The 25,546-nt window shown below is 72.5% G+C and carries 24 protein-coding genes and 1 tRNA gene; 16 read left to right on the top strand and 9 right to left on the bottom strand.

All coding sequences use genetic code 11. From position 1 onward, the window contains the following. Positions 1-25 precede the first annotated feature (25 nt). From ACFPGP_RS06410 to trxA, 5 genes are all read left to right on the top strand, one after another. Entirely contained in the window at positions 26-2,029 is a 2,004-nt protein-coding gene (locus ACFPGP_RS06410; protein WP_378588449.1) for a protein kinase family protein, read from the top strand. After that, positions 2,016-2,684 carry an RNA polymerase sigma factor SigM gene (gene sigM / locus ACFPGP_RS06405; protein ID WP_378588446.1) on the top strand — a complete coding sequence of 223 codons (669 nt, stop codon included), beginning with the start codon at positions 2,016-2,018 and terminating at the stop codon, positions 2,682-2,684. The genes ACFPGP_RS06410 and sigM overlap by 14 nt, the downstream gene beginning before the upstream one ends. A 60-nt stretch (positions 2,685-2,744) precedes the next feature. Then, a complete protein-coding gene (locus ACFPGP_RS06400) occupies positions 2,745-3,461 on the top strand; it encodes a hypothetical protein (protein ID WP_378588445.1) in 717 nt (238 codons plus the stop codon). An 85-nt stretch (positions 3,462-3,546) separates the two neighbouring features. Continuing rightward, positions 3,547-4,542 (top strand): thioredoxin-disulfide reductase, encoded by a 996-nt coding sequence (gene trxB / locus ACFPGP_RS06395; RefSeq protein WP_378588442.1) that lies wholly within the window; start codon positions 3,547-3,549, stop codon positions 4,540-4,542. Between the two features lie 110 nt (positions 4,543-4,652). Continuing rightward, the gene (trxA, locus tag ACFPGP_RS06390; protein ID WP_378588439.1) at positions 4,653-4,979 is read left to right on the top strand and encodes a thioredoxin; all 327 of its coding nucleotides are present in this window, start codon (positions 4,653-4,655) and stop codon (positions 4,977-4,979) included. Positions 4,980-5,003: 24 nt separating this feature from the next. Here the strand turns inward: trxA and ACFPGP_RS06385 are convergent, their stop codons facing one another. Then, a complete protein-coding gene (locus ACFPGP_RS06385; RefSeq protein ID WP_378588436.1) occupies positions 5,004-5,627 on the bottom strand; it encodes a GNAT family N-acetyltransferase in 624 nt (207 codons plus the stop codon). Positions 5,628-5,690: 63 nt separating this feature from the next. Between ACFPGP_RS06385 and ACFPGP_RS06380 the strand changes: the two genes are divergently transcribed. Together ACFPGP_RS06380 and ACFPGP_RS06375 are read left to right on the top strand one after the other, a co-directional pair. After that, positions 5,691-6,905, top strand: coding sequence for a pyridoxal phosphate-dependent aminotransferase (locus ACFPGP_RS06380; protein WP_378588433.1), 1,215 nt, complete (start codon positions 5,691-5,693; stop codon positions 6,903-6,905). A 70-nt stretch (positions 6,906-6,975) separates the two neighbouring features. After that, the gene (locus ACFPGP_RS06375) at positions 6,976-7,746 is read left to right on the top strand and encodes a lysophospholipid acyltransferase family protein (RefSeq protein WP_378588431.1); all 771 of its coding nucleotides are present in this window, start codon (positions 6,976-6,978) and stop codon (positions 7,744-7,746) included. A 71-nt stretch (positions 7,747-7,817) separates the two neighbouring features. Here the strand turns inward: ACFPGP_RS06375 and ACFPGP_RS06370 are convergent, their stop codons facing one another. The 8 genes from ACFPGP_RS06370 to rpmH form a co-directional block, all read right to left on the bottom strand. Beyond that, entirely contained in the window at positions 7,818-8,807 is a 990-nt protein-coding gene (locus ACFPGP_RS06370; protein WP_378588429.1) for a ParB/RepB/Spo0J family partition protein, read from the bottom strand. Then, positions 8,804-9,784: a ParA family protein gene (locus ACFPGP_RS06365; RefSeq protein ID WP_378588426.1), complete on the bottom strand. Its 981-nt coding sequence runs from the start codon at positions 9,782-9,784 to the stop codon at positions 8,804-8,806. Before ACFPGP_RS06365 ends, ACFPGP_RS06370 begins: the two co-directional genes overlap by 4 nt. 277 nt (positions 9,785-10,061) lie before the next feature. Beyond that, entirely contained in the window at positions 10,062-10,757 is a 696-nt protein-coding gene (gene rsmG, locus ACFPGP_RS06360) for a 16S rRNA (guanine(527)-N(7))-methyltransferase RsmG (protein WP_378588424.1), read from the bottom strand. A 50-nt stretch (positions 10,758-10,807) separates the two neighbouring features. Next, positions 10,808-11,449, bottom strand: a complete 642-nt coding sequence (locus ACFPGP_RS06355) for a Jag family protein (RefSeq protein ID WP_378588421.1) — start codon at positions 11,447-11,449, stop codon at positions 10,808-10,810. Next, positions 11,446-12,489: a membrane protein insertase YidC gene (gene yidC / locus ACFPGP_RS06350; protein WP_378588419.1), complete on the bottom strand. Its 1,044-nt coding sequence runs from the start codon at positions 12,487-12,489 to the stop codon at positions 11,446-11,448. The genes ACFPGP_RS06355 and yidC overlap by 4 nt, the downstream gene beginning before the upstream one ends. 4 nt (positions 12,490-12,493) lie before the next feature. Continuing rightward, positions 12,494-12,781 carry a membrane protein insertion efficiency factor YidD gene (gene yidD, locus ACFPGP_RS06345; RefSeq protein WP_378588416.1) on the bottom strand — a complete coding sequence of 96 codons (288 nt, stop codon included), beginning with the start codon at positions 12,779-12,781 and terminating at the stop codon, positions 12,494-12,496. Beyond that, entirely contained in the window at positions 12,778-13,122 is a 345-nt protein-coding gene (gene rnpA / locus ACFPGP_RS06340; RefSeq protein WP_378588414.1) for a ribonuclease P protein component, read from the bottom strand. Before rnpA ends, yidD begins: the two co-directional genes overlap by 4 nt. Before the next feature lie 22 nt (positions 13,123-13,144). After that, the gene (gene rpmH, locus ACFPGP_RS06335) at positions 13,145-13,282 is read right to left on the bottom strand and encodes a 50S ribosomal protein L34 (protein WP_378588412.1); all 138 of its coding nucleotides are present in this window, start codon (positions 13,280-13,282) and stop codon (positions 13,145-13,147) included. Positions 13,283-13,874: 592 nt separating this feature from the next. Between rpmH and dnaA the strand changes: the two genes are divergently transcribed. The 9 genes from dnaA to ACFPGP_RS06290 all read left to right on the top strand — a co-directional run bounded on the left by dnaA (position 13,875) and on the right by ACFPGP_RS06290 (position 25,502). Next, complete coding sequence (gene dnaA / locus ACFPGP_RS06330; protein ID WP_378588977.1) at positions 13,875-15,383, top strand: chromosomal replication initiator protein DnaA; 1,509 nt, start codon at positions 13,875-13,877, stop codon at positions 15,381-15,383. Positions 15,384-15,783: 400 nt separating this feature from the next. Then, positions 15,784-16,920 carry a DNA polymerase III subunit beta gene (gene dnaN / locus ACFPGP_RS06325; RefSeq protein ID WP_378588409.1) on the top strand — a complete coding sequence of 379 codons (1,137 nt, stop codon included), beginning with the start codon at positions 15,784-15,786 and terminating at the stop codon, positions 16,918-16,920. 31 nt (positions 16,921-16,951) lie between these two features. Then, on the top strand, positions 16,952-17,863 hold the full coding sequence (gnd, locus tag ACFPGP_RS06320; protein WP_378588405.1) for a phosphogluconate dehydrogenase (NAD(+)-dependent, decarboxylating): 912 nt from the start codon (positions 16,952-16,954) through the stop codon (positions 17,861-17,863). 17 nt (positions 17,864-17,880) lie between these two features. Next, positions 17,881-19,029: a DNA replication/repair protein RecF gene (gene recF, locus ACFPGP_RS06315; protein ID WP_378588402.1), complete on the top strand. Its 1,149-nt coding sequence runs from the start codon at positions 17,881-17,883 to the stop codon at positions 19,027-19,029. Next, complete coding sequence (locus ACFPGP_RS06310; RefSeq protein WP_378588399.1) at positions 19,022-19,570, top strand: DciA family protein; 549 nt, start codon at positions 19,022-19,024, stop codon at positions 19,568-19,570. The genes recF and ACFPGP_RS06310 overlap by 8 nt, the downstream gene beginning before the upstream one ends. Before the next feature lie 292 nt (positions 19,571-19,862). After that, entirely contained in the window at positions 19,863-21,947 is a 2,085-nt protein-coding gene (gene gyrB, locus ACFPGP_RS06305) for a DNA topoisomerase (ATP-hydrolyzing) subunit B (protein WP_378588396.1), read from the top strand. Positions 21,948-22,025: 78 nt separating this feature from the next. Then, positions 22,026-24,770, top strand: a complete 2,745-nt coding sequence (gene gyrA / locus ACFPGP_RS06300; protein ID WP_378588976.1) for a DNA gyrase subunit A — start codon at positions 22,026-22,028, stop codon at positions 24,768-24,770. Continuing rightward, positions 24,767-25,318, top strand: coding sequence for a DUF3566 domain-containing protein (locus ACFPGP_RS06295; protein WP_378588393.1), 552 nt, complete (start codon positions 24,767-24,769; stop codon positions 25,316-25,318). The genes gyrA and ACFPGP_RS06295 overlap by 4 nt, the downstream gene beginning before the upstream one ends. 110 nt (positions 25,319-25,428) lie before the next feature. Then, positions 25,429-25,502, top strand: a tRNA-Ile gene (locus ACFPGP_RS06290). Positions 25,503-25,546: the final 44 nt, after the last annotated feature.

The following is a 25,546-nucleotide window of genomic DNA, read 5'->3' as shown; positions in this document are numbered from 1 at the left end:
GACGTCAGAAGGGAGCTGCGCCGAGGTGCCGATCGCGAACCGACCGGGTGACGTCCTGGCCGACCGCTACCTGCTCGTCGACCTGCTGAGCGAGAGCGGCGGCGGGCGGTTCTGGCGGGCGCACGACCGGATCCTCGACCGGCACGTGGCCGTCCACGTCATCCCGGGCCACGACAAGCGAGCCGAGGACCTCATGGAGGCGGCGCGGCGCTCGGCCACCGTCGCGGACCGGCACGTGCTGCGCGTTCTCGACGTCGACCTGCGCGAGGAGGTCTGCTACGTCGTGAACGAGTGGGGCGAGGGCACCTCGCTCGACGTGCTCGTCGGCAACGAGGGGCCGGTGGGCGCACGCCGGGCCGCCTGGATCACCGCGGAGGTCGCCGACGCGATCGCCGCCGCGCACGCCGTCGGGGTCGCGCACGGCCGGCTGGTGCCGGAGAACGTGCTCATCGACACCGCGGGCTCCGTGCGGGTGATCGGTCTGTCGGTCGAGGCCGCGCTGCTCGGGCTGCCCGCGGGGCGGCGCACCACCGACGTCACCGACCTCGCCGGGCTCCTCTACTTCCTGCTCACCGCGACCTGGCCCGGCGTCTCGCGGTCGGCGGTGCCCGCGGCCCCGCACCAGGGCGGCCGGGTGCTCCGGCCCCGGCAGGTCAAGGCCGGCGTGCCGCGCCAGCTCGACCTGCTCTGCGACCGGGTGCTCAACATCGACGGTGGGCTGACGCCCACCTCGGGCGCCGAGCTGGCCGAGGAGCTGCGGGAGTTCGTGGGCGACCCCACGGGGCTCGCCGTGCCCGCGGCCGCGATGGTGGCGCAGCACCGGAACCTGCCCCCGCTGCCACCCATGCCGATCCGCGAGCCGGTCGCGGAGCCCGACCCGGAGCCCGACCCGGAGCCCGACCCGGAGCCCGACCCGGAGCCCGACCCGGAGCCCGACCCGGAGCCCGAACCGGAGCCCGAGCCCGAGGTCGAGCCGCTGTCCCCGCCGGTGGCCGTGGAGCCCACCCCGACCGTGGTCGTGCCGGCCGTCGCGCCCGAGGCGCGGGAGCCCCAGCCCGAGCCCGGGCCGGCCGCGGACCCCGCGCCGGCGCCCCCGGCCGGTCCGCGCCCGATCGTCGACCAGCCGACGCAGGCCGGCGTGCCGATCTTCGACGACGAGAACGACGAGGTCTCCTGGCTCACCGCGCGGGCCGAGACCCCGCCGCCGCCCCCGCCGTTCGAGCCTCCGCCCGAGCGCCCGCTGTTCGCCCCGCCGCCGGCCGACGGCGGGCCGGCCCGGCGGGCCCGGCCCGGGGCGGCCCAGGCCGGCGAGTACTGGCCGTGGGAGACCAGCGGCACGGGGGCGGGCACCGGCAGCGGCGTGCTGCCGGCCTTCGCCGACGAGCCCGACCCCGACGACGGCGTGCCCGGACGCAGCTGGCTGCGCCTGGCCGCCGCGGTCGCCGCCAGCCTGCTGCTGCTCCTCGCCGTGGTGTTCGCCTTCGACCTCGGTCGCGGTGGCTCCCCCCTCGGGCTGGCCGACGACGACCCGTCGCCCACCGACGCCGGTTCCTCGCCGACCACCTCCACCCCGAGCGCCGAGCCGATCACCGGGCTCACGGCGAGCGACCTCGACCCGCAGGGCGACCCGCCCGAGGAGAACCCCGACCTCGCCGCCGACGCCGTGGACGGTGCCCCGGGCACCGCGTGGGTCACCTCGACGTACACCCAGCAGCTCGGGCCCACCGGCCTCAAGACCGGCGTCGGCCTGCTCGTCGACCTCGGCGGACAGGTGGACGTCTCCGAGGTCGACCTCGTGCTCGAGGGCGCGCCCACCGACCTGTCGCTCTACCTCACCGACGACCGGCCCCGCGACGTCAAGGACCTCACGCCGGTCGAGCAGGTCGAGGGAGCCGGGAAGCGCGAGTCGATCACGCTGGAGGAGCCGACCAACGCCCGGTACCTCGTCGTGTGGCTGACCTCGCTGCCCTCGGTCCCCGACGGGTTCCAGGGAGGCGTCGCGGAGGTCGTGGTCCGTGGGCCCGCCTGAGGAGCGCTCCGACGCCGACCTCATCGCCGCGCACGTCGCCGGTGACCACGACGCGTTCGGCGAGCTCTTCGGCCGCCACCGGGACCGGCTCTGGGCCGTCGCGCTGCGCACGATGGGCAACCCCGAGGACGCCGCCGACGGTCTCCAGGACGGTCTGATCGCGGCGTACCGGCGGGCCGGGTCGTTCCGCGGCGAGGCCGCCGTGACGACCTGGCTGCACCGGGTCGTGGTCAACGCCTGCCTCGACCGCCTCCGCGCCGCCAAGGTACGGCGCGCCGAGGCGCTGCCCGACGACCTCGACGAGGGCACGGCGCGGGGCTCCACCATCACCAGCACGCCCGACGACCCGGCCGACCACGCGCTGGACGCCGAGCGCCGCCGCGAGGTGCTGGACGCGCTCGCCACGCTGCCCGCCGAGCAGCGCGCGGCGCTCGTGCTCGTGGACATGGAGGGCTACCCCGTCGCCGAGGTCGCGGACATGCTCGGCGTGGCCGTGGGCACGGTGAAGTCGCGGTGCTCGCGCGGGCGTGCGCGGCTCGCGGAGCTGCTCGGCGTGGGCGACACCCCGGGTGACCCGGACCACCCGCAGCAGCGGAACCCACCCACCTCGGCGCCCGTCCGATCCACACGGCCCCGTGGGCCCCCGGCCGACTGAGCTCCCGCACGACCCCCACACGACCCACGAGACCCCGAGACCACCGAGGAGGTGAGCGACGTGACCGAGCCCGACGAGACCCCCCTGACCGGGGCCGAGCGGGCGGTGCAGCGCCTGCTCGCCTCCGCACGCCACACCGACCCGGTCCCGCCCGAGGTCGCGGCGCGGCTCGACGGCGTCCTCGCGGGGCTGGCCGCCGGGGACCTGCCCACCCACGATCCCGGGGCCGCACCCGTCACCGACCTCGACGTCCACCGGCGCCGGCGCCGGGTCACCAGCCTCCTCGTCGCCGCGGCCGCGGTGGTCGTGGTGGGCGTCGGGCTCAACCAGGTCATCGACCGGGCCGGCGACAGCGCCACCAGCGACGAGAGCTCGGCCGCCGACGCACCGGCCGCCTCGCAGGAGGACGCCGGCAGCGCCGGGTCGGGCGCGCAACCGGCGCGGCCCGAGAAGGACGGCACCTTCCGCGCCCGCAAGCAGGTGGCGGAGGTCCGGCCCGAGAGCTTCGACAGCGACGTGCTGCGGCTGCAGCGACTGGTGGCGCCGTACAACGGCGGCGACGCCCTGACGGCCGACGGGGTCCAGCCGGGCGACCTCGCCGCCGGGGCGGCCTGCCGGAGCAGCACCTGGGGCAGCGGCACCTTCGTGCCCGTCTCGTACGGCGGGTCGCCGGCCGTCCTGGTGCTGCGCAGGCCGCAGGGCGACACGCAGGTGGCGGACCTCTACCTGTGCGGGGCGACCACCCCCGTGCGGTCGGTCACCCTCCCCGCGCCCTGAGCCCCGCTCCACCGGTGCGCGGCGGGAATGCCGCTCACCTAGGATCGGTTGTGCTGAGGCCATCGACCAAGGAGCGCCGACACCCATGTCCGACCCGCGCAACGTCATCATCATCGGCTCCGGCCCGACCGGGTACACCGCGGCCGTGTACGCCGCGCGCGCCTCGCTCCACCCGCTGGTCTTCGAGGGCTCGGTGACCGCCGGCGGCGCCCTGATGAACACCACCGAGGTCGAGAACTTCCCCGGCTTCCGCGACGGCATCATGGGCCCGGCGCTCATGGACGAGATGCGCGCCCAGGCCGAGCGCTTCGGCGCCGAGCTGGTGCCCGACGACGTGGTCGAGGTCGACCTCACCGGCGACGTCAAGGTCGTGAGGACCGCCACCGACACCTTCACCGCGCGCGCGGTGATCCTGGCGATGGGCTCGGGCTACCGCAAGCTCGGCCTGCCCGGCGAGGAGGAGCTCTCCGGCCGCGGCGTCTCGTGGTGCGCGACGTGCGACGGGTTCTTCTTCCGCGAGCAGCACATCGCGGTCGTCGGCGGCGGCGACTCCGCCATCGAGGAGGCCACCTTCCTCACCCGCTTCGGCTCCAAGGTCTCCCTGATCCACCGCCGTGACGAGCTCCGCGCCTCGAAGATCATGCAGGAGCGGGCCTTCGCCGACCCCAAGCTCGACATCGTCTGGAACGCCGAGGTCGCCGAGATCAACGGCACCGACCGTCTCGAGTCGGTCACCCTGCGCGACACCGTGACCGGCGAGACCCGCCCGCTCGACGTGACCGGGCTGTTCATCGCCATCGGTCATGACCCGCGCTCGGAGCTGCTCGCCGGCCAGGTCGACCTCGACGACGACGGCTACGTGCTCGTGGCCCACCCCTCGACGGCCACCAACCTGCCCGGCGTCTTCGCGGCCGGCGACCTCGTCGACCACCACTACCGCCAGGCGATCACTGCCGCCGGCACCGGCTGCGCGGCCGCCCTCGACGCCGAGCGCTACCTCACCGCCCTCGACCACGAGGCCGCCACCACGCAGGAGGCCGCCGAGTCGGTGGTCGAGGTGGTGCAGACCGCGGGCGCCTGACCCGCCGTCGACTCCCCCGGCCCGCGTGCCGGGAACATCCGTCGGCACCGTGGTGTTGACTGGACCGAAGGCCCCCGACGACCCGCCAGACCAAGAGGAGAGGTTCCACCGTGGCGAACATCGCAGCCGTGACCGACGCGGAATTCGAGACCCAGGTGCTCAAGTCCGACAAGCCCGTGCTCGTCGACTTCTGGGCGGAGTGGTGCGGTCCGTGCCGCCAGGTCCAGCCGATCCTCGACGAGCTCGCGACCGCCCACGGCGACAAGATCACCTTCCTGAAGATGAACGTCGACGAGAACCCCGTGACGCCGTCGTCCTACCGGGTGACCGGTATCCCGACCCTCAACGTCTACCAGGGCGGCGAGGTCGTGAAGTCCATCGTCGGCGCCCGGCCGAAGGCGGCCCTGCTCAACGAGCTCGCCGACTACATCGCCTGAGCTCCTCGGACACCACAGCAGTCTCTAGCGGAGGCGGCCCCTCGGGGCCGCCTCCGTCGCATGTGCGGGGGCCACGGAGCCGCGCAGCCGCGCCCACGCGGCCTCAAGGTCGCTGCGCCAGCTCACGGTGGTGCGCAGGTCCATCCGCATCCGCGGGCTGGTGCCGTGCGCCCGCAGCGTCTTGAAGCCCACGCTGCCGAGGAAGTCGGTCGGCAGCACGCAGTGGCGCGCGCCCCGGGTGTCGCCGAAGGCCTCGACCGCACGGATGTCGCGCTCGACGAGGTCTCGAGCCATGCCCTGCACCAGCATCCGGCCCAGTCCCCCGCCCCGGTGCTCCTCCACGACGTACGCCGTGGTCATCAGCACCGCGTCGGGCGAGACCGGGGCCGTGGGGAAGGCGGCCGAGCCCGGCAGGTAGGCCTCGGGGGCGTAGACGACGTACCCCACCGGCTCGTCGTCGACGAGCACCACGCGCCCGCACGACCCCCACTCGCGCAGCACGTGCGAGAGCCAGGCGTCCTTCTCGCCCGCGGCGTCCTCGACCCGGCTGCGGCGCACCGGGTCGCGCTCCCAGAACAGGCAGGAGCGGCACGGCACGTCCAGTGCTGCGAGGTGGTCGAGGGTGAGCCGGGCGACGGTGCGCGACATCGTGCGGCCAGCCTACGCCGGACACCGCCCGGCGAGCTCGGGCGAGGCTGGGAGACTGGGACCGTGCGCCAGATCCGACAGAGCAGGAAGCTCCAGCACGTCCGCTACGACGTCCGCGGCCCGATCCTGGTCGAGGCCCACCGGCTGGAGGCCGAGGGGCACCGGATCCTCAAGCTCAACATCGGCAACCCGGCGCCGTTCGGCTTCGAGGCGCCCGAGGCGATCGTCGCCGACGTGGTGCACCACCTCCCGGAGGCGCAGGGCTACAGCGACTCGCAGGGCATCTACCCCGCCCGCACGGCGGTGGCGCACTACTACCAGGAGCACGGGCTGCGCGACGTGGGCGTCGACGACGTCTTCATCGGCAACGGGGTCTCCGAGCTGATCTCGATGGTGCTGCAGGCCTTCGTCGACGACGGCAACGAGGTCCTGGTGCCGGCGCCCGACTACCCGCTCTGGACCGGCGCGGTGACGCTCTCCGGCGGCACGCCGGTGCACTACCGGTGCGACGAGGCCGACGACTGGAACCCCGACCTCGCCGACATCGAGTCGAAGATCACCGAGAACACCCACGCCCTGGTGATCATCAACCCCAACAACCCCACCGGCGCGGTCTACACGAAGGAGACCGTCGAGGGGCTCGTCGACATCGCCCGGCGCCACGAGCTCGTGGTCTTCGCCGACGAGATCTACGAGAAGATCCTCTTCGACGACGCTGTCCACCACCACGCCGCCGCGGCCGCGGGGCACGACGTGCTGTGCCTGACCTTCAGCGGCCTGTCCAAGGCCTACCGGGTCTGCGGCTACCGCGCCGGCTGGGTGATGGTCTCGGGCCCCAAGGAGCTCGCGACCGACTTCCTCGAGGGCCTCACGCTGATCGCGAACATGCGGATGTGCGCGAACGTGCCGGCCCAGCACGCGATCCAGACCGCGCTGGGCGGCTACCAGTCGGTCAACGAGCTGATCGTGCCGGGCGGGCGCTTCTACGAGCAGAGCATGTTGGCCCACCGGCTGCTCAACGAGATCCCCGGCGTGACGTCGGTGAAGCCCCGGGGGGCGCTCTACTGCTTCCCGCGCCTCGACCCGGAGGTCTACGGCATCGAGGACGACGAGGCGTTCGTGCTCGACCTGCTGCGGGCCAAGAAGATCCTGGTCACCCACGGCACGGGCTTCAACTGGTTCGAGCCCGACCACTTCCGCCTGGTCACGCTGCCCGACGTCGACGTGCTCGAGGAGGCGATCGGGCGGATCGCGGAGTTCCTGGCCTCCCGTCGCTGAGCGCTCCCCTCTAGGCTGCGCAGGCACCCGTCTCCCGTCTTCCCCCCCGACCAGCGTCAGCGAGGCCGCGATGCGCGACATCACCTACCCGCCGATCATCGTCGCGGCCAAGCTCGGCTTCCGGCTGCTCGGCCAGCGCATCGACCTCGGCGGCACCGAGCACGTGCCGCGCTCCGGCGGTGTGCTGCTGGCGGTCAACCACGTCGGGTACGTCGACTTCATCTACGGCGGCCTGGCCGCCAACCCGTCGGGGCGGCTGGTCCGCTTCATGTCCAAGCGTGAGCTCTTCGACCACCGCTACCTCGGCCCGCTGATGCGCTCGCTGCACCACATCGAGGTCGACCGCGGCGCCGGGGAGGCGTCGTACCGGACGGCGGTGGAGTACCTGCGCGCCGGCGAGGCGGTCGGCATCTTCCCCGAGGCCACGATCTCGCGCGCGATGGAGCTCAAGGAGCTCAAGACGGGCGCGGTGCGGATCGCGGCCGAGGCGGGCGTCCCGCTGGTGCCGGTGGCGCTGTGGGGCACCCAGCGGATGATGACCAAGGACCACCCGCGCGACTTCTCCCGCGGCACGCCGATCGTGATCCGCGTCGGCGAGCCGCTGCACCCCACCGGCGCGGACCCGGTCGCGGAGACCGCCGAGCTGAAGACCGCGATGGCGGCGGTGCTCGACGACGCGATCCGCGCCTACCCGCCCGAGGAGCAGCCCCCGGGGTCGTGGTGGCTGCCGGCCCGTTACGGCGGCTCGGCCCCCACGCTGGAGGAGGCGGCCCGGATGGACGCCGAGGAGCAGCGCGAGCGCGCCGCCCGGCGCGCCGCCCGTGACGCCGGCGACCCGTGACCTGGTGACCTACCGACTCATCGCTATGTCAACTTGTCGGTTTATGTCTTTGTCGACAAAATACCGAGTGATCAGATCGGACGGTCCGCCCGGTTGCGCGGGTCCATCACGTCGACGATGCGGCGCAGGTCGTCCATCGAGGCGAACTCCACGGTGATCCGGCCCTTGTTCTTGCCCAGGTCGACCTTGACCCGGGTCTCGAGCCGGTCCGAGAGGCGCTCGGCCAGGTCGGTCAGCCCGGGGGCGACCGGCTTGCGCCGCGTGGTGCGCTGACCCGCCGGGGAGCCCGTGTCGCCCACGGCGACGATCTCCTCGAGGCCCCGGACGCTGATCCCCTCGGAGACGACCCGCTGGGCCAGGCGGTCCTGGAGCTCCGGGTCGTCCACGGCGAGCAGGGCGCGGGCGTGGCCGGCGGAGAGCACGCCCGCGGCCACCCGGCGCTGCACCGCCGGGGAGAGGCGCAGCAGGCGCAGCGTGTTGGAGATCTGCGGGCGCGAGCGGCCGATCCGCTGGGCGAGCTCGTCGTGGGTGCAGCCGAAGTCCTCGAGCAGCTGCGCGTAGGCCGCGGCCTCCTCCAGCGGGTTGAGCTGGGAGCGGTGGAGGTTCTCCAGCAGCGCGTCGCGCAGCATGGCCTCGTCGTCGGTCTCGCGCACGATGGCCGGGATCGCCTCGAGGCCGGCCGCCTGGGCGGCGCGCCACCGGCGCTCGCCCATGACCAGCTCGTACTCGTCCTCGCCGGTGCGGCGGACCACGACCGGCTGCAGCAGCCCGATCTCGCGGATCGAGTGCACCAGCTCGGCCATCGCCTCCTCGTCGAAGACCTGGCGGGGCTGCACGCGGTTGGGGCGGATCTGGGCCGGCGGCAGCTCGGCGAACCAGGCGCCGTCGACCGGCACCGGGTTGGCGACCCCCGCCGGCGCGCCGGAACCGGCGTCGGCCACCGGGAGCGCACCCTCGGCGGGAGCGTCGCCCTCCGTCCCGCTCGGGGGTGCGGTGGGGATCAACGACCCGAGCCCGCGCCCGAGTCCGCGTCGCTGGGTCTTCGGCTGCTGGGCGTTCACGCCGGGGCTCCTTGGCTGGCCATCTCACGAGCGGCTTCGAGGTAGGAGAGTGCACCCGGCGAGCCCGGGTCGTAGGTCATCACCGTCTGGCCGTACGACGGCGCCTCCGAGACCCGCACCGAGCGCGGGATCGTGGTGCGCAGCACCTGCTCGGAGAAGTGCTCGCGCACCTCCTCGGCCACACCCGACGACAGGCGGGTGCGCCCGTCGTACATGGTGACCAGGATGGTGCCGACGCGCAGGCGCGGATTGAGGTGCTGGCGCACCATCTCGACGGTCTCGAGCAGCTGACCGAGGCCCTCGAGCGCGTAGTACTCCGCCTGGATCGGGATCATCATCTCCGCACCGGCGACCAGCGCGTTGAGGGTGAGCAGGCCCAAGGAGGGCGGACAGTCGATGAACACGTAGTCGAAGCGCTCCTCGCCGGCCTCCTCCGCGGTGCCCACCTGCGGGTGGCCGGCGATCGCCCGGCTCAGGCGGCCCTCGCGCGCCACCACGCTGACCAGCTCGATCTCGGCGCCGGCGAGGTCGATCGTCGCCGGCACCACCATCAGGCCCGGCACGTCGGGGCACTCGGCCATGACCCCGGCCAGCGGTGCGCCCTCCACGACGGCGTCGTACGTCGAGGGGACGCCGCGCCGGTGGTCGACACCCAGGGCGGTGGAGGCGTTGCCCTGGGGATCGAGGTCGACCACGAGGACCCGCTGCCCGAGCTGAGCGAGCGCCGCGGCGATGTTGACGGTGGAGGTCGTCTTGCCCACGCCGCCCTTCTGGTTGGCCACCACGACCACGCGCGTCGCGGCCGGGCGGGGCAGGGGCGGTCGCAGCGAGGCAGCCTGGCGGGCCAGGATCACGTGCTCGGCCGCCCGCGCCAGCGGCGTGCTCTGGTCGGCGTGGGTGAGCTCGTCGGCGGCGAGATCGGCAGCGGTGCGCACCGCGAAGGCGTCCGACGTTTCACGTGAAACATCCGCGGTCATGGACGGCTCCTGGGCAGGGACCGAGGTTCCCTCCCCCTGTGGATGAACTGGCTCTTCCTGTGGACGACCCCGCTCCCCGGGCCATCCGAGGCCGGTGGAAAAGTCTGTCCGCCACGCAGGACCTCCGGCCTCCCCGACCGGGGTCCGCTCGGTCTCGTGGGGCCACCCGAGGTGTCCGGGCTGCCCCTCCTCCCGGTGCACGGTGCGGTCGGTCACGGCGTTGCAGACTCCCTGGTTCGAGGACGGCCCGGCTCCCACGGTCGGACCTTCCGGCGGTTCAGCGCCGACGCCCGGTCCCGGACGGTCGACCGGACCGGCGACCGGCCGGACGGTCGGCACCACGGCCGGAGCGCCAACCTACCTCTGAGGGCTCGGCCCACACCACCCGGACCACCCGGGTGGGCTGCTCGACCAGGCCGGCGCCCAGGTCGAGCACCTCCGGCGGCGCGCACCGCAGCCGGTGCAGCACCGGCGCGGCGGCCTCGATCTCTGCGAGCGCCGAGCTGCCCTTCATCGCCACCAGGGCACCGTGGGGGTCCACCAGCGGCATCCCCCACCCGAGCAGACGCTCGAGCGGTGCCAGCGCCCGGGCAGTGACGACGTCGAAGGTGCGCTCGCCGTGGAGGGCCTCGGCCCGCCCCCGCACCACGGTGACGTTGTCGAGGCCGAGGGGTGCCAGGTCGGCGCACACCTCCTCGAGGAAGGTGGTCCGGCGCAGCAGCGGCTCGACGAGCGTGACGTCGACGTCGGGTCGCGCCACCGCCAGGACCAGGCCCGGGAGGCCGGCGCCGGACCCGAGATCCACGACCCGGGCACCCTCGGGTACCGCCTCGCCGAGCACCGCGCAGTTGAGCAGGTGACGCTCCCACAGGCGCGGCGCCTCGCGCGGCCCGATCAGGCCGCGCACCACACCCTCGTCGGCGAGCCAGTCGGCGTACCGCTCCGCGAGCGCCAGGCGCCCGGACGGGAACACCCTCCCCGCGCTGGACGGGGAGGGTGTTGTTTCACGTGAAACCATCGCGATCAGGCCGGGAGGACCACCACGAAGCGACGGGGCTCGACGCCCTCGGACTCCGAGGTGAGGCCGGCCGCCGCCACCGCGTCGTGCACCACCTTGCGCTCGAACGGCGACATCGGCGTCAACGACACCTGGTCACCGCTCTCGCGGACCCGGCGGACGGTCTCCTCCGCGAGGGCCACGAGCTCCTCGCGCCGGCGGGCCCGGTAGCCGGACACGTCGAGCATCAGCCGCGACCGCTCGCCGGTCTCGCGGTAGACGGCCAGCCGGGTCAGCTCCTGCAGTGCGTCCAGCACCTCGCCGTTGCGCCCGACCAGCTGCTGCAGGTCGGCGCCCACGATCGAGACCATCGCCCGGTCACCCTCGACGTCCATGTCGAGGTCGCCGTCGAGGTCCGCGATGTCGAGGAGCTCCTCGAGGTAGTCCGCGGCGATGTCGCCCTCCTGCTCCAGCAGGTCGGCCGGACCCTCGTCGTCCTCGTCGTCCTCGTCGTCCTGCTCGTCCTCGTCGTCGTCCTCGAGGTCGGCCTCGTCCTCGTCGGTGGCGGTGGCACCGAGGTCCTCGTCGACCTCCTCCACCTCCTCGACCTGGGCGTCGGCGTCCGCCTGCTCGACCCGCGGGTCGGCCTGCTCGGTGTCGTTGCTCATGCGTTCTCTCCCTCGATGGGGTCGGTCGGGTTCGTGGGGCGGTTCGTCGGGCGTGGCTGCCCGCCGGCGCCCTTCTTGCGCTGCGAGCGCGTCTGCTTCTTGGGCTGCTGGCGCTGCGGCGGCCGCCGGTCGACCGCGGGGCCGGCCGGGTCGACCGGGTCGGTGCCCGGCGCCTCGACAGCAGGTGTCTCGGGGTGACCGTGCTTCGCGGCCTTGGCGCGGTCACGCGCCTCCTTGGCGGCGAAGGCCGGCGTGCCGGGGGCCGGGTTGTTGCGGATCACGTAGAACTGCTGGCCCATGGTCCACAGGTTCGAGGTGGTCCAGTAGAGCAGCACGCCGATCGGGAACGCGATGCCACCGACGGCGAAGACGATGGGGAGCACGTAGAGGAGCAGCTTCTGCTGCTGGGCGTACGGGCCGCTGAGCGCGTCGGCCGGCATGTTCTTGCTCATCAGCTGGCGCTGGGTGAGGAAGGTGGTCGCCGTCATCGCGAGCACCAGGAAGGCGGCCGTGACCTGGAGGGCGACGTTGCCGTCGGCGTTCAGGAAGGTGCCCGACAGCGGGACCTTGCCGAACAGCTCGGCGTTGCCGAAGCTGTCCGCCAGCTCCTCGGTCAGGACGCCGTGCGCGGTGCCGTTCTTCGCCGCCTGGTCGAGCAGGCGGAACAGCGCGAAGAAGATCGGCATCTGCAGCAGGATCGGCAGGCACGAGGCGAACGGGTTGGTGCCGCTCTCCTTGTAGAGCTTCATCGTCTCCTGCGCGAGACGCTCCCGGTCGTGGCCGTACTTCTTCTGCAGCTCCTTGACCTTGGGCTGGATCAGCTGCATGTTGCGGCTCGCCTTGATCTGCCGCACGAAGAGCGGGATCAGGGCGGCGCGGATCACGAGGGTGAGGCCGATGATCGACAGCGCCCACGCAGCGCCGCTGTCCGGCGGGAGCCCCAGCAGGGTGAAGAGCCGGTGCCACAGGATCAGCACGAACGAGATGGCGTAGTACAGCGGCGTCATGATCAGGCTGCCGAGCGTGCCGAGGAATCCCACGGGGTCAGGCTCCTTGTGAGGTGGGGGTCGGGACCGAGGGCGGCGGGGTGTCGCCGGTCTCGTCGTCGTGCGGGTGGTGCGTGCCGGGCACCGGGTCGTAGCCGCCGGCCGCCCACGGGTGGCACCGCGCCAGGCGGCGCAGGGCCAGCCAGCTGCCGCGCAGGCTCCCGTGCACCGTGACCGCCTCGAGCGCGTACGCCGAGCAGGAGGGGTGGTAGCGGCAGACCTGGCCGTAGAGCGGGCTGATCAGCAACCGGTAGGCACGCAGCAGGCCGATCAGGACGTACTTCATGCGATCACCCGCTGCAGACAACGCCCGAGGTCCGCGCCCAGTTCCGCGGACGAGGCGTCCGCGGCGGCCGGGAGCGCCCGGACCACGAGCACAGCAGAGCCCGGGAGCGACGCGAGGTGCTCCCGGGCGAGGTGGCGCAGACGGCGTTTCACGCGAGTGCGGTGGACGGCACCGCCGACGGCCCGGCTGACGACCAGGCCGACCCGGGCCGGCGCGGCGGGATCGGGGTCCGCGGGCACCCGGAGGTGCACCACGAGGGTCCGCGAACCCGCCCGGCGTCCGGACCGGACCGCCTCGCGGAACGCCGCGCCCTCGGTGAGCCGGTGCGCAGCGGGCAGCACGGGACGGCGGCGCCGACCGGCCTCAGACGGCCAGCTTGCTGCGGCCCTTGCGCCGGCGGTTGGAGAGGATCGAGCGGCCCGCGCGGGTCCGCATCCGCAGGCGGAAGCCGTGCACCTTGTGGCGACGGCGGTTGTTCGGCTGGTACGTACGCTTGCTCACGAGCTTCTCTTTCGTGGTGAGGGGGCGTCCTGGGCGACCGGGCAGTGCGTCGGCCGGGAGCCATCTGCGGCACCCGGCTCGACCGCCTTTCGGCTGGCACCGCCCACCCGCGACAGGACCCCCGTCGTGGACATGCGGCACCGGTCGACACGGACCGGTCGGTGTCGTGGTCGAGGGACGGAGGAGCCCGCCCGCGCACACGTGACCGGCCAACGGTACGCGCTGGCCGGAGAGAGGGTCAAACCGCCGCGGACGCCCGGGGCAACAGCCTGTGGATGAAGCCTTGCCGGGAGCGCGTCCGCCTTGTTACCTTCGCCCCTTCCGGGGTTCCCCCCACCGCGATCCACACCGGCTTCCCCACCTCGTGTGACGTGGCTCACCCCTCACCGGGACAGGCCTCTGACCTGCGAGAACGCTACTTCCGGCGCACGTCGCGATGTGTCTCGGGCAGGCTTCACCCACCCCGGGTCGAGCCGGTTCACAACCTGTGGACAAACTTGTGGACCCAGCACCGACCACCGGCCGCGGACGCGGCCTCGCGACGAAGGCGGCACCCGTGGACCAGACCCGGCCCGAACTCCCGGACGCCCCCGTGGACGAGCACCGCGAGGGCGGCGGGGACACCGCCGGCGTCGCGGCCGCGGCCGCGGCCCCGGCCGACCAGCACCCCGACCTCAGCGCGGCCTGGCGCGGCGTCGTCGAGGACCTCGAGCCGCACCAGCGCGCCTGGCTGCGGGCGAGCGAGCCGGTGACCCTCCACGAGAGCACCGCCATCGTCGCCGTGCCCGACGAGTTCACCCGCAACCAGCTCGAGGGGCGCCTGCGGGGCCAGCTCGAGACGGCGCTGACCGTCTCCTTCGGGCGGGAGATCCGGATCGCGGTCACCGTGAACCCGACCCTCGGGGGTGGCGTGACGCCGCCCCCGGTGGTGGAGGAACCGATTCATCGAGAAAACGTCTTGTCGACAAGTCGACAGATCGACACCCCGCTCGCGCCGAACCTCGACTACGCCCCGCCGCCGGCCGACCCCGTGACCGAGCCGACGCGGCCGGCTCCGGTGCTCGAGACGCGGCTGAACCCGAAGTACACCTTCGAGACCTTCGTCATCGGGTCGTCGAACCGGTTCCCCCACGCGGCCGCGGTCGCCGTCGCTGAGGCGCCCGGGAAGGCGTACAACCCGCTGCTCGTCTACGGCGACTCCGGGCTGGGCAAGACCCACCTGCTCCACGCGATCGGCCACTACGTGCGCAGCCTCTACAGCGGGGCGAAGGTCCGCTACGTGTCGAGCGAGGAGTTCACCAACGAGTTCATCAACGCGATCCGCGACGACCGGCAGGACCGCTTCAAGCGGCGCTACCGCGACGTCGACGTGCTGCTGATCGACGACATCCAGTTCCTGGAGGGCAAGACCCAGACCCAGGAGGAGTTCTTCCACACCTTCAACACGCTGCACAACGCCAACAAGCAGATCGTGCTCACCTCCGACCGCGCGCCCAAGCGGCTCGAGGCGCTCGAGGACCGGCTGCGCAACCGGTTCGAGTGGGGCCTGATCACCGACGTCCAGCCCCCCGACCTCGAGACCCGCATCGCGATCCTGCGCAAGAAGGCCGCGATGGACCGGCTCACCGCGCCCCCGGACGTGCTGGAGTTCATCGCCTCGAAGATCCAGACCAACATCCGCGAGCTCGAGGGCGCGCTGATCCGGGTCACGGCCTTCGCGAACCTCAACCGCCAGGAGGTCGACATGACCCTGGCAGAGATCGTCCTCAAGGACCTGATCCCCGAGGGCGGCGAGCCCGAGATCACCGCCGGGTTGATCATCGCCCAGACCGCGGCGTACTTCGGGCTCTCGATCGAGGAGCTCACCGGTCCCAGCCGCGGCCGTCACCTGGTGATGGCCCGCCAGATCGCCATGTACCTGTGCCGCGAGCTCACCGACCTGTCGCTGCCCAAGATCGGCGCGCAGTTCGGCAACCGCGACCACACGACGGTGATGTACGCCGACCGCAAGATCAACCAGCTGCTCGCCGAGCGCCGGGCGGTCTTCAACCAGGTCAGCGAGCTCACCAACCGGATCAAGATGCAGGCGCGTCAGGGCTGAGCCCCGGCTGTGGACGGGCTGCGGAGCACCGCCCGCAATTCGTGCACAGACTGTGGAGAGGCCGGGAGTATTCACACGGCTGTCGACCGCGGTTCACACGCGACCGCGACGAACCACACCCTCCTCCACAGGCTGCGTCCACCGGTCATTGCCGTTGTGACCTGCACGAACGCTGCTCCTCCACAGATTCCACCCCTGCTGTGACTCCCACTCACCTCCAATTGGCTCGATCATCGGTGAACAACCACCTGGGCCCCGACCTGTGCACTCGCGGCTCGGACGGCCCGGCGGACCGGTCTGCTCGAATCACACCGAAACACCCGTCACCCCCGACCGCATGGCAGGATGCTCAGTCCAGAGCCCTCTGCTCCGAGCCCTCCGCCCGAGAAGGACCCACCACGTGAAGTTCCGCGTCGACCGCGACGTGCTCGCCGATGCCGTCGCCTGGGCTGCCCGCAGCCTCCCGGTCCGCCCCAGCGTCCCGGTCCTCGCCGGTCTCCTCATCGAGGCCGGCCACGAGGGCCTCGAGCTGTCCACCTTCGACTACGAGACCTCGGCGCGCGCGACGCTCGCCGCCGAGGTGGCCGACGAGGGCCGTGCGCTGGTCAGTGGCCGGCTCCTCGCCGACATCTGCCGCAGCCTCCCCGCCAAGCCGGTCGACATGGTGCTCGAGGGTCCGCGCGTCTCGCTGACCTGCGGCTCGGCCCGCTTCACGCTCCAGACGCTCCCGGTCGAGGACTACCCCACGTTGCCCGCGATGCCGCAGGCCACGGGCACCGTGCGCAGCGACGTGTTCGCGCACGCGGTCTCCCAAGCGGTGACGGCCGCCGGCCGCGACGACATGCTCCCGGTGCTGACCGGCGTCCGCCTCGAGATCGACGGCTCGCGGATCTCGCTGCTCGCCACCGACCGTTTCCGCCTCTCCCAGCGCGAGCTCGACTGGTCGCCGCGCACCCCGGACGAGTCGATGGCCGCCCTGGTCCCGGCCAAGGTGCTCGGCGACACCGCCCGCTCGCTGACCGCGGGCGGCGAGGTGACGATCTCGCTCAGCTCCTCGGGCACCGGCGAGGGCATCATCGGCTTCGAGGGCACCGGCGCCGGCGGCGTACGACGCACCACCACCCGCCTGCTCGACGGCGAGTTCCCCAAGGTCCGCAGCCTGTTCCCCAGCGAGCACCAGACCACGGCGCGCCTCGACAAGCACGCCCTGGTCGAGTCGGTGAAGCGCGTGGCCCTGGTCGCCGAGCGCAACACCGCCGTCCAGCTGGCCTTCAGCGACGGGGTGCTCACCCTGGACGCCGGCTCCGGCGACGAGGCCCAGGCCTCGGAGTCGATCGAGGCCACCATCGACGGCGAGGACATCACCACCGGGTTCAACCCGCAGTTCCTCCTCGACGGGCTCACCGCGATCGACGAGGACGTCGTCGAGCTCGCCTTCACCCAGGCCTCGAAGCCGGTCGTGATCTCCGGCGCGGTGACCGAGGGCGGCGAGGACTCCGGCTTCCGCTACCTGCTGATGCCGCGACGACTCCTGTGAGTTCTGCCCGCCCACGCCCTACGGTGGGTCCATGCACATCGGGCTGATCGGGCTGGGCAAGATGGGCGGCAACATGCGCGAGAGGCTGCGCGCCGCCGGACACACCGTCGTCGGCTACGACCGCGACGCCTCACTCTCCGACGTCGACGACCTCGCGGGCCTCGTCGCGGCGCTGCCGTCGCCGAAGGTGGTGTGGGTGATGGTCCCCTCGGGCGACCCCACCCGCCAGACCGTGTTGGCGCTGCGCGACCTGCTCGACGAGGGCGACCTCGTCGTCGACGGCGGCAACTCGCGGTGGACCGACGACCACAAGAACGCCGAGCTGCTGGCCGAGAAGGGCGTCGGCTACGTCGACTGCGGCGTGAGCGGCGGGGTCTGGGGCCGTGAGAACGGCTACGCGCTGATGTACGGCGGCTCAGAGGAGGACGTCGCCAAGGTGCAGCCGGCCCTCGACGCGCTCAAGCCCGAGGGTGAGTTCGGCTCGGTGCACGCCGGGCCCGTCGGTGCGGGGCACTTCTCCAAGATGGTGCACAACGGCATCGAGTACGCCGTGATGCAGGCCTACGCCGAGGGCTGGGAGCTGCTCCAGGCCTCGCAGGAGGTCGAGAACGTCACCGAGGTCTTCCGCTCCTGGCGCGAGGGCACGGTGATCCGCTCCTGGCTGCTCGACCTGCTCGTCTCCGCGCTCGACGAGGACCCCGGGCTCGAGGGCGTGGCCGGCTGGGCGGAGGACTCCGGCGAGGGTCGCTGGACCGTCGAGGCCGGCATCGACCACGCCGTGGCGACCCCGGCCATCACCGCCGCGCTCTACGCGCGGTTCGTCTCCCGCCAGGACGACTCCCCCGCGATGAAGGCGGTCGCGGCCATGCGCAACCAGTTCGGCGGGCACGCGATGCGGACCAGCGCACCCCCCGGCGGCGACGCGCCCAGCCAGGGCAGCTAGCCCACCACCGCGCGACCGTGCACGTCACCCGCCTCCAGCTCGTCGACTTCCGCTCCTACGCCGAGGTCGACGTGGCGCTCGACCCGGGCGCGAGCGCATTCGTCGGTCGCAACGGGCAGGGCAAGACCAACCTGGTCGAGGCGATCGACTACCTCTCCCGGCTCTCCTCGCACCGGGTGGCGACCGACGCCCCGCTCGTGCGGGCCGGCACCGAGCGCGCCGTCGTCCGGGCCACCGTGGTCAAGGACGGTCGTGAGGCCGTGCTCGAGGTGGAGCTGCTGCCGGGCAAGGCCAACCGCGCCAAGGTCAACCGCTCGCCGCTCCCCCGCAGCCGCGACCTCGTCGGCCTGGTGCGCACGGTCGTCTTCTCGCCCGAGGACCTCGCGCTCGTCAAGGGCGACCCGGGCGAGCGGCGCCGCTTCCTCGACGACCTGCTGGTGCTCCGGACCCCCCGCCTCGCGGGCGTCCGCGCCGACTACGACCGGGTGCTGCGCCAGCGCAGCACGCTGCTCAAGACCGCGGGCGCCGCGCGCCGCGGCTCCTCGTCGGCCGAGTCCGCACTGGCCACGCTCGACGTGTGGGACGGGCAGCTCGCCCGCGCCGGCGCCGAGCTGCTGGCCGAGCGGCTGCGGCTCGTCGACGCCCTGCGGCCCTACGTCGGCAAGGCCTACCAGGCGGTCGCCCGCGGGGCCGGTCGCGACGACGCCGAGGTCGAGTACCGCGCCTCCTTCGAGCTCCCCCCGGCCGCGCAGACCGCCGGTGACCTCGAGCCCGCGCTGCTCGACGAGCTCACGCGCCGTCGCAACGACGAGCTCGACCGCGGCGTGTGCCTCGTCGGCCCGCACCGCGACGAGCTCGTGCTGACCCTCGGCAACGGCGAGACCCGCCTGCCGGTGAAGGGCTACGCCTCGCACGGCGAGTCGTGGTCGTTCGCGCTCGCGCTGCGGCTGGCGTCGTACGACCTGCTGCGTGCGGAGGGCGACGACCCGATCCTGGTGCTCGACGACGTCTTCGCCGAGCTCGACTCGGGGCGCCGCGACCAGCTCGCCGAGCTCGTCGCCGGCGCCGAGCAGGTGCTGGTGACGGCCGCGGTCGACGCCGACGTGCCGGCGGCGCTCGCGGGGACCCGCTACGTCGTGGCCGACGGGACGGTGCTCCGTGGCTGACGACGGATCCCCGGTGGGCACGACCCCGGAGCCGGCGGAGGAGCCGCACCGCTCCGACGGGCTCGAGCTCGCCCGCGCCCTGGCCCGTGCCTCGCGCGGCGTCGGCCCGGCCCGCCGTACGCCGCGCCCGGGCAGTAGGCCGCGTCGCGTCCCCGGCAAGGCGTCGGGCGCGTACCCCGACGAGCGCGACCCGCAGCCGCTGGGGCTCACGGTCCCGCGCGTGGTCGCCGACCACGGGTGGGAGGTCGACCTCAAGGTGCACGGCGTCTTCGGGCGCTGGGCCGAGCTCGTCGGCGACGAGGTGGCCGCCCACTCGACGCCCGAGACGTTCGCCGACGGGCGTCTCGTCGTCCGCACCGACTCGACCGCCTGGGCGACCCAGCTGCGGCTGCTCGCCCCCACCGTCGTACGCCGCCTCAACGAGGAGCTCGGGCACGGCACGGTGACCCTGATCGAGGTGCTCGGACCCCACGGCCCGACCTGGAAGAAGGGTCCCCGATCGGTTCGCGACGGCCGCGGGCCGCGCGACACCTACGGCTGACCGCGACAACCCGCGGAGGCCGATCTGCGGGCCTCGCGACGGTAGGGGGACCCGGGCGACCCCCTCCGAGCGCGTCTGCGCGGCCCTCACGGGCCTGTGGAGGGCCATCCTCGACACGGACGGACCCCCGTTCCGGGGGTGGGTCCGTGCTCAGCGGCCTTCTGCGGGGTACCATGGCGACCGGGTCGAGGCTCACTGCAGCCGCGGCCCTCGTCGTGCCGGGCCACCGTCCGCCACGACGGGACGAGTCGCGACCATCCGGGTCGCCGGCCGGGGTGCGAAGAGGGTGCGTGTGTCCGACGAGACCGCCGTCGAGGTCAGTTCCACCAGCAGCACCGAGGTCGCCTACGACGCCTCGTCGATCCAGGTCCTCGAGGGCCTCGAGGCGGTCCGCAAGCGGCCCGGCATGTACATCGGCTCGACCGGCGAGCGCGGGCTCCACCACCTGATCTGGGAGATCGTCGACAACGCCGTCGACGAGGCCCTCGCCGGCCACTGCGACCGGATCGTGCTCACACTCCTCGCCGACGGCGGCGTCCGGGTCGAGGACAACGGCCGCGGCATCCCCACCGACACCGCCCCCGGGCAGGAGCTGCCGGCGCTGACGCTGGCGCTGACCGTGCTCCACGCCGGCGGCAAGTTCGGCGGCGGTGGCTACAAGGTCTCCGGCGGCCTGCACGGCGTCGGCGTCTCGGTCGTCAACGCGCTGTCGAGCCGCGTCGTGGCCGAGGTGCGCAACCGCGGGCACCTCTGGCGCCAGACCTTCTCCGTCGGCGTCCCCGACGGCGAGCTCGAGGAGGTCCGGGCGATGGAGCCCGGCGAGCGCACCGGCACCACGATCACCTACTGGGCCTCCCCCGACATCTTCGAGACCACCACCTACTCGCTCGAGACCATCACCTCGCGCATCCGCGAGTACGCCTTCCTCAACAAGGGCCTCGAGATCGTGGTGCGCGACGAGCGCCCCGTGGCGGCCGAGATCCTCGAGGCGGTCGAGGACGACACCGTGGGCCCCGAGGTCGACGGCACTGGCGCCGACGCGATCCGCAAGGGCGAGGGCGGCGGGATCGAGCGGATCTTCCGCTACGAGCGCGGCCTCGTCGACTACGTCGAGCACCTCAACCGCTCCAAGCAGCCGGCCAACCCGACGATCATCTCGTTCGAGGCCGACGCGACCTCCGGCGTGGGCAACCACATGAGCCTCGAGGTCGCGATGCAGTGGAACACGACCTTCACCGAGTCGGTCCACACCTTCGCCAACACCATCAACACCCACGAGGGCGGCACCCACGAGGAGGGCTTCCGCGCGGCGCTCACCACGCTGATCAACAACGCCGGCTTCGACTGGGGCCTGATGAAGAAGCAGGAGGACCGCGTCTCCGGCGACGACATCCGCGAGGGCCTGACCGCGATCATCTCCATCAAGCTCGGCGAGCCGCAGTTCGAGGGCCAGACCAAGACCAAGCTCGGCAACACCGAGGCCAAGGGCTTCGTCCAGCGCGTGGTCAACGACCAGCTCGGCGCGTGGCTCGAGCAGAACCCGCAGGAGGGCCGCGACATCGTGCGCAAGGCCCAGGCCGCGGCCTCGGCCCGGCTCGCGGCACGCAAGGCCCGCGACCTCGCCCGCTCGCGCAAGGGGCTGCTCGGCGGCGGCGGCCTGCCCGGCAAGCTGTCCGACTGCCAGTCGACCAACCCCGAGGAGTGCGAGGTCTTCATCGTCGAGGGCGACTCCGCCGGCGGCTCGGCGCGCCAGGGCCGCGACCCAAGGATCCAGGCGATCCTCCCGATCCGCGGCAAGATCCTCAACGTCGAGAAGGCCCGCATCGACAAGGTGCTCGCCAACACCGAGGTGCAGTCGATCATCTCCGCGCTCGGCACCGGCATCCAGGACGAGTTCGACCTCGACAAGCTGCGCTACCACAAGGTCGTGCTGATGGCCGACGCCGACGTCGACGGCCACCACATCAACACCCTGCTGCTGACGCTGCTGTTCCGGTTCATGAAGCCGCTGATCGAGCACGGCTACGTCTACATGGCGCAGCCGCCGCTCTACCGCCTGCGGTGGAACAAGCCGTACGAGCACGAGTTCGTCTACTCCGACGCCGAGCGCGAGGCCCTGCTCCGCGACGGCCAGGCCGCGGGCAAGAAGCTGCCCAAGGAGAACCCCGTCCAGCGCTACAAGGGTCTCGGCGAGATGAACGCCAAGGAGCTGTGGGAGACCACGATGGACCCCGACGGCCGGATCCTGCTGCAGGTGACGCTCGAGGACGCCGCCCGTGCCGACGAGATCTTCTCGGTGCTGATGGGCGAGGACGTCGAGCAGCGCCGCTCCTTCATCCAGAGAAATGCCAAGGACGTCCGATTCCTCGATATCTAGGTCTCTAGTCAGATCCCTAGATTCGAGTAGAGCCGACCAGAGAGACGAAGAGACGTGACCGAGCAGACCGACAACCTGATGGGCGGCGACGGCGGCGGCGGGGGTGGCGGCCGGATCGAGCCGATCGACCTGCAGGTGTCGATGCAGCGCTCCTACATCGACTACGCGATGGCGGTCATCGTCGGCCGCGCGCTGCCCGACGTCCGCGACGGCCTCAAGCCGGTGCACCGCCGCGTGCTCTACGCGATGTACGACGGCGGGTACCGCCCCGACCGCGGGTTCTCCAAGTGCAGCCGCGTCGTCGGTGACGTCATGGGTCAGTACCACCCCCACGGCGACACCGCGATCTACGACACCCTGGTCCGTCTCGCCCAGCCCTGGGTGATGCGGGCCCCGCTGGTGCAGGGGCAGGGCAACTTCGGCTCGCCGGGCAACGACTCCGCCGCCGCCATGCGGTACACCGAGTGCCGGATGGCGCCGCTGGCGCTGGAGATGGTCCGTGACATCGAGAAGGAGACCGTCGACTTCCAGCCCAACTACGACGGTCGCTCCGAGGAGCCCGTCGTCCTGCCGGCGCGGTTCCCCAACCTGCTCGTCAACGGCTCGGCCGGCATCGCGGTCGGCATGGCCACCAGCATCCCGCCGCACAACCTGCGCGAGGTCGCCTCGGGTGCGCAGTGGGCGCTCGAGCACCCCGACGCCACCCGCGAGGAGCTCCAGGACGCCCTGCTCGAGCGGGTCAAGGGCCCCGACTTCCCCAACGGCGCCCTGATCGTGGGCCACCAGGGCATCGAGCAGGCCTACCGCACGGGCCGCGGCTCGATCACCCAGCGCGCGGTGATCGAGGTCGACGAGGACGCCAAGGGCCGCACCTGCCTGGTGATCACCGAGCTGCCCTACATGGTCAACCCCGACAACCTGGCGCTGAAGATCGCCGAGCTCGCCGACTCGGGCCGGGTGCAGGGCATCGCCGACGTCCGCGACGACACCTCCGACCGCACCGGCCAGCGGCTGGTCGTCGTGCTCAAGCGCGACGCGGTCGCGCGCGTGGTCCTCAACAACCTGCTCAAGCACACCGAGCTGCAGACCAACTTCAGCGCCAACATGCTGGCGCTGGTCGACGGCGTGCCGCGCACGCTGTCGATCGACCAGTTCATCTCCAACTGGGTCACCCACCAGGTCGACGTCATCCAGCGCCGCACCCGCTACCTCCTCGGCGAGGCCGAGCGGCAGGCCCACGTCTACCGCGGCCTGGTCAAGGCGCTCGACATGCTCGACGAGGTGATCGCACTGATCCGGCGCTCGCCCGAGATCGACGACGCGCGCCAGGGCCTGATCGCGCTGCTCGAGATCGACGAGGTGCAGGCCAACGCCATCCTCGACATGCAGCTGCGCCGCCTCGCGGCCCTGGAGCGGCAGAAGATCATCGACCGCCTGGCCGAGATCGAGGAAGAGATCGCCGACTACGAGGACATCCTCGCCAACCCCGCCCGCCAGCGGCAGATCATCGGCGACGAGCTCGCGGAGATCGTCGAGCGCTACGGCGACGACCGGCGTACGCAGATCATCCCGGCCGACGGTGACCTGTCGATGGAGGACCTCATCCCCGACGAGGAGCTCGTCGTCTCCATCACCCGCGGCGGCTACGCCAAGCGGACCCTGCGCCACCAGTACCGCACCCAGAAGCGGGGCGGCAAGGGCGTGCGCGGCGCCAGCCTGCGCGGGGACGACGTCGTCGAGCACTTCATCGCGACCTCCAACCACCACTGGCTGCTGTTCTTCACGACCGCCGGCCGGGTCTACCGCACCAAGGCCTACAACCTCCCCGAGGCGTCACGCGACGCGAAGGGCGGGCACGTGGCCGGGCTGCTCAGCTTCCAGCCCGACGAGGACATCGCGCAGGTGCTGGCGATCCGCGACTACGAGCAGGCCCCCTACCTGGTGCTGGCCACCCGCAGCGGCCTGGTGAAGAAGACCCGCCTGGGCGACTACAACAGCCCGCGCCAGGCCGGCGTGATCGCGATCAACTTCCGTGAGGACGACGACGAGCTGATCGGCGCCGAGCTGGTCGGCCCCGACGACGACATCCTCCTGGTCTCCCGCAAGGGCCAGGCGATCCGGTTCCGCGCCGACGACACCCAGCTGCGGCCGATGGGCCGCGCGACGTCGGGCGTCTCGGGCATGAAGTTCCGCGCCGGTGACTCGCTGTTGTCGATGTCGGTGATCCGGGCCGAGCAGGTCGCGGCCGAGGAGGCCGCCGAGGCGCAGGCAGCGGCCGACGGCGCCTCGACCGAGCCGGGCGCGCTGCCCGACGTCAAGGAGCAGTACGTCTTCACCATGACCGACGGCGGCTTCGCCAAGCGCACGCGGATCTCGGAGTACCGCCTCCAGTCGCGCGGCGGCCTCGGCATCAAGGCGATGGCGCTGACCAACCAGGAGCGGGGCAGCCTCGTCGGCGGTTTCATCGTCGAGGAGGGTGACGAGATCCTCTCGATCACCGCCGGCGGCCAGGTCGTGCGCAGCCCCATCAACGAGGGCTTCCGGGCGACCGGTCGCTCCACGATGGGCGTGAAGTTCGTGACGCCCAAGGCCGGCGACTCGGTCGCCGTGGTCGCGCGATCGGTGGAGTCGCGCGAGGAGGAGGTGCTCGCCGAGGACGCCGACGAGGGCGCCGACGAGAGCACCGGGACGGGCGTCGACCAGCCCGCGGAATCGCCCTCTCAGGCTGCGGATGCAACAATCGACGAATCCGACGACGTGGCCGACCCGCCCGCGAGCGCCGCGTCGGACGCCGAGAGCGAAGGGGAGGGTGACGACGGATGACGGAGCGCTCAGCCGAACGCACCGCAGCCAGGCCCGCCGTCGACCGTGACGACACCGCAGGGCGTCCGCCCCTGACCGAGCGGATCCAGGCCAAGCTGGCCAGTGCCGCCGACGAGCACCGCGCCAACGCCGATGCCCAGCCCGCGCCGCCCGCGCGCAGGACGCGCGGCCGTGCCCCGCGCCGCGCCCGGCTCCGGCTGACCCGGATCGACCCGTGGTCGGTGATGAAGACGTCGTTCCTGCTCTCGATCGCTGCCGGCGTCGTGGTCGTGGTCTCGGTGTTCATGGTCTACTCCGTCCTCGGCGCCGCCGGTGTCTGGGACTCGATCAACCAGACCGTCACCAACGTCGTGGGCGGCGACAGCGCCGACGACTTCGACGTGCAGACCTACATCGGGCTCTCGCGCGTCATGGGCTTCACCATGCTCGTCGCGGTGATCGACGTGCTGCTGCTGACCGCGATCGCCACCCTCGGCGCCTTCATGTACAACATGTCGGCGGCCCTCCTCGGCGGCATCGAGCTGACCCTCGCGGAGGACCAGCACTGAGGCTCCTCCCCCGCGTCCGGGCCGTTTTGTCGGCCCCTCGCGGGGTGGGGTAGTGTCACCTCCCGGTCGCCCGGCGTACGCCGGGGACCCCGCCGGCAGTCCGGCACCCCGGGCCTATAGCTCAGACGGTTAGAGCGCTTCCCTGATAAGGAAGAGGTCACAGGTTCAAGTCCTGTTAGGCCCACCCTCACTCCCGCACCGCCTCCGCCCGCCGCGCGAGGCGGTTCG

Source organism: Nocardioides taihuensis (genome assembly GCF_042657275.1).
GTDB classification, from domain to species: Bacteria; Actinomycetota; Actinomycetes; order Propionibacteriales; family Nocardioidaceae; genus Nocardioides; species Nocardioides taihuensis.
This window is presented reverse-complemented; position numbering and strand designations above follow the sequence as displayed.

What these genes read in the sequence shown, in the direction of transcription:
- trxB (WP_378588442.1), top strand. Translation starts at nt 3,547, where the DNA reads ATGTCCGACCCGCGCAACGTCATCATCATCGGCTCCGGCCCGACCGGG.
- ACFPGP_RS06385 (WP_378588436.1), bottom strand. Translation starts at nt 5,627, where the DNA reads ATGTCGCGCACCGTCGCCCGGCTCACCCTCGACCACCTCGCAGCACTG.
- ACFPGP_RS06375 (WP_378588431.1), top strand. Translation starts at nt 6,976, where the DNA reads ATGCGCGACATCACCTACCCGCCGATCATCGTCGCGGCCAAGCTCGGC.
- ACFPGP_RS06365 (WP_378588426.1), bottom strand. Translation starts at nt 9,784, where the DNA reads ATGACCGCGGATGTTTCACGTGAAACGTCGGACGCCTTCGCGGTGCGC.
- ACFPGP_RS06355 (WP_378588421.1), bottom strand. Translation starts at nt 11,449, where the DNA reads ATGAGCAACGACACCGAGCAGGCCGACCCGCGGGTCGAGCAGGCGGAC.
- yidD (WP_378588416.1), bottom strand. Translation starts at nt 12,781, where the DNA reads ATGAAGTACGTCCTGATCGGCCTGCTGCGTGCCTACCGGTTGCTGATC.
- gnd (WP_378588405.1), top strand. Translation starts at nt 16,952, where the DNA reads ATGCACATCGGGCTGATCGGGCTGGGCAAGATGGGCGGCAACATGCGC.
- gyrA (WP_378588976.1), top strand. Translation starts at nt 22,026, where the DNA reads ATGGGCGGCGACGGCGGCGGCGGGGGTGGCGGCCGGATCGAGCCGATC.
- ACFPGP_RS06295 (WP_378588393.1), top strand. Translation starts at nt 24,767, where the DNA reads ATGACGGAGCGCTCAGCCGAACGCACCGCAGCCAGGCCCGCCGTCGAC.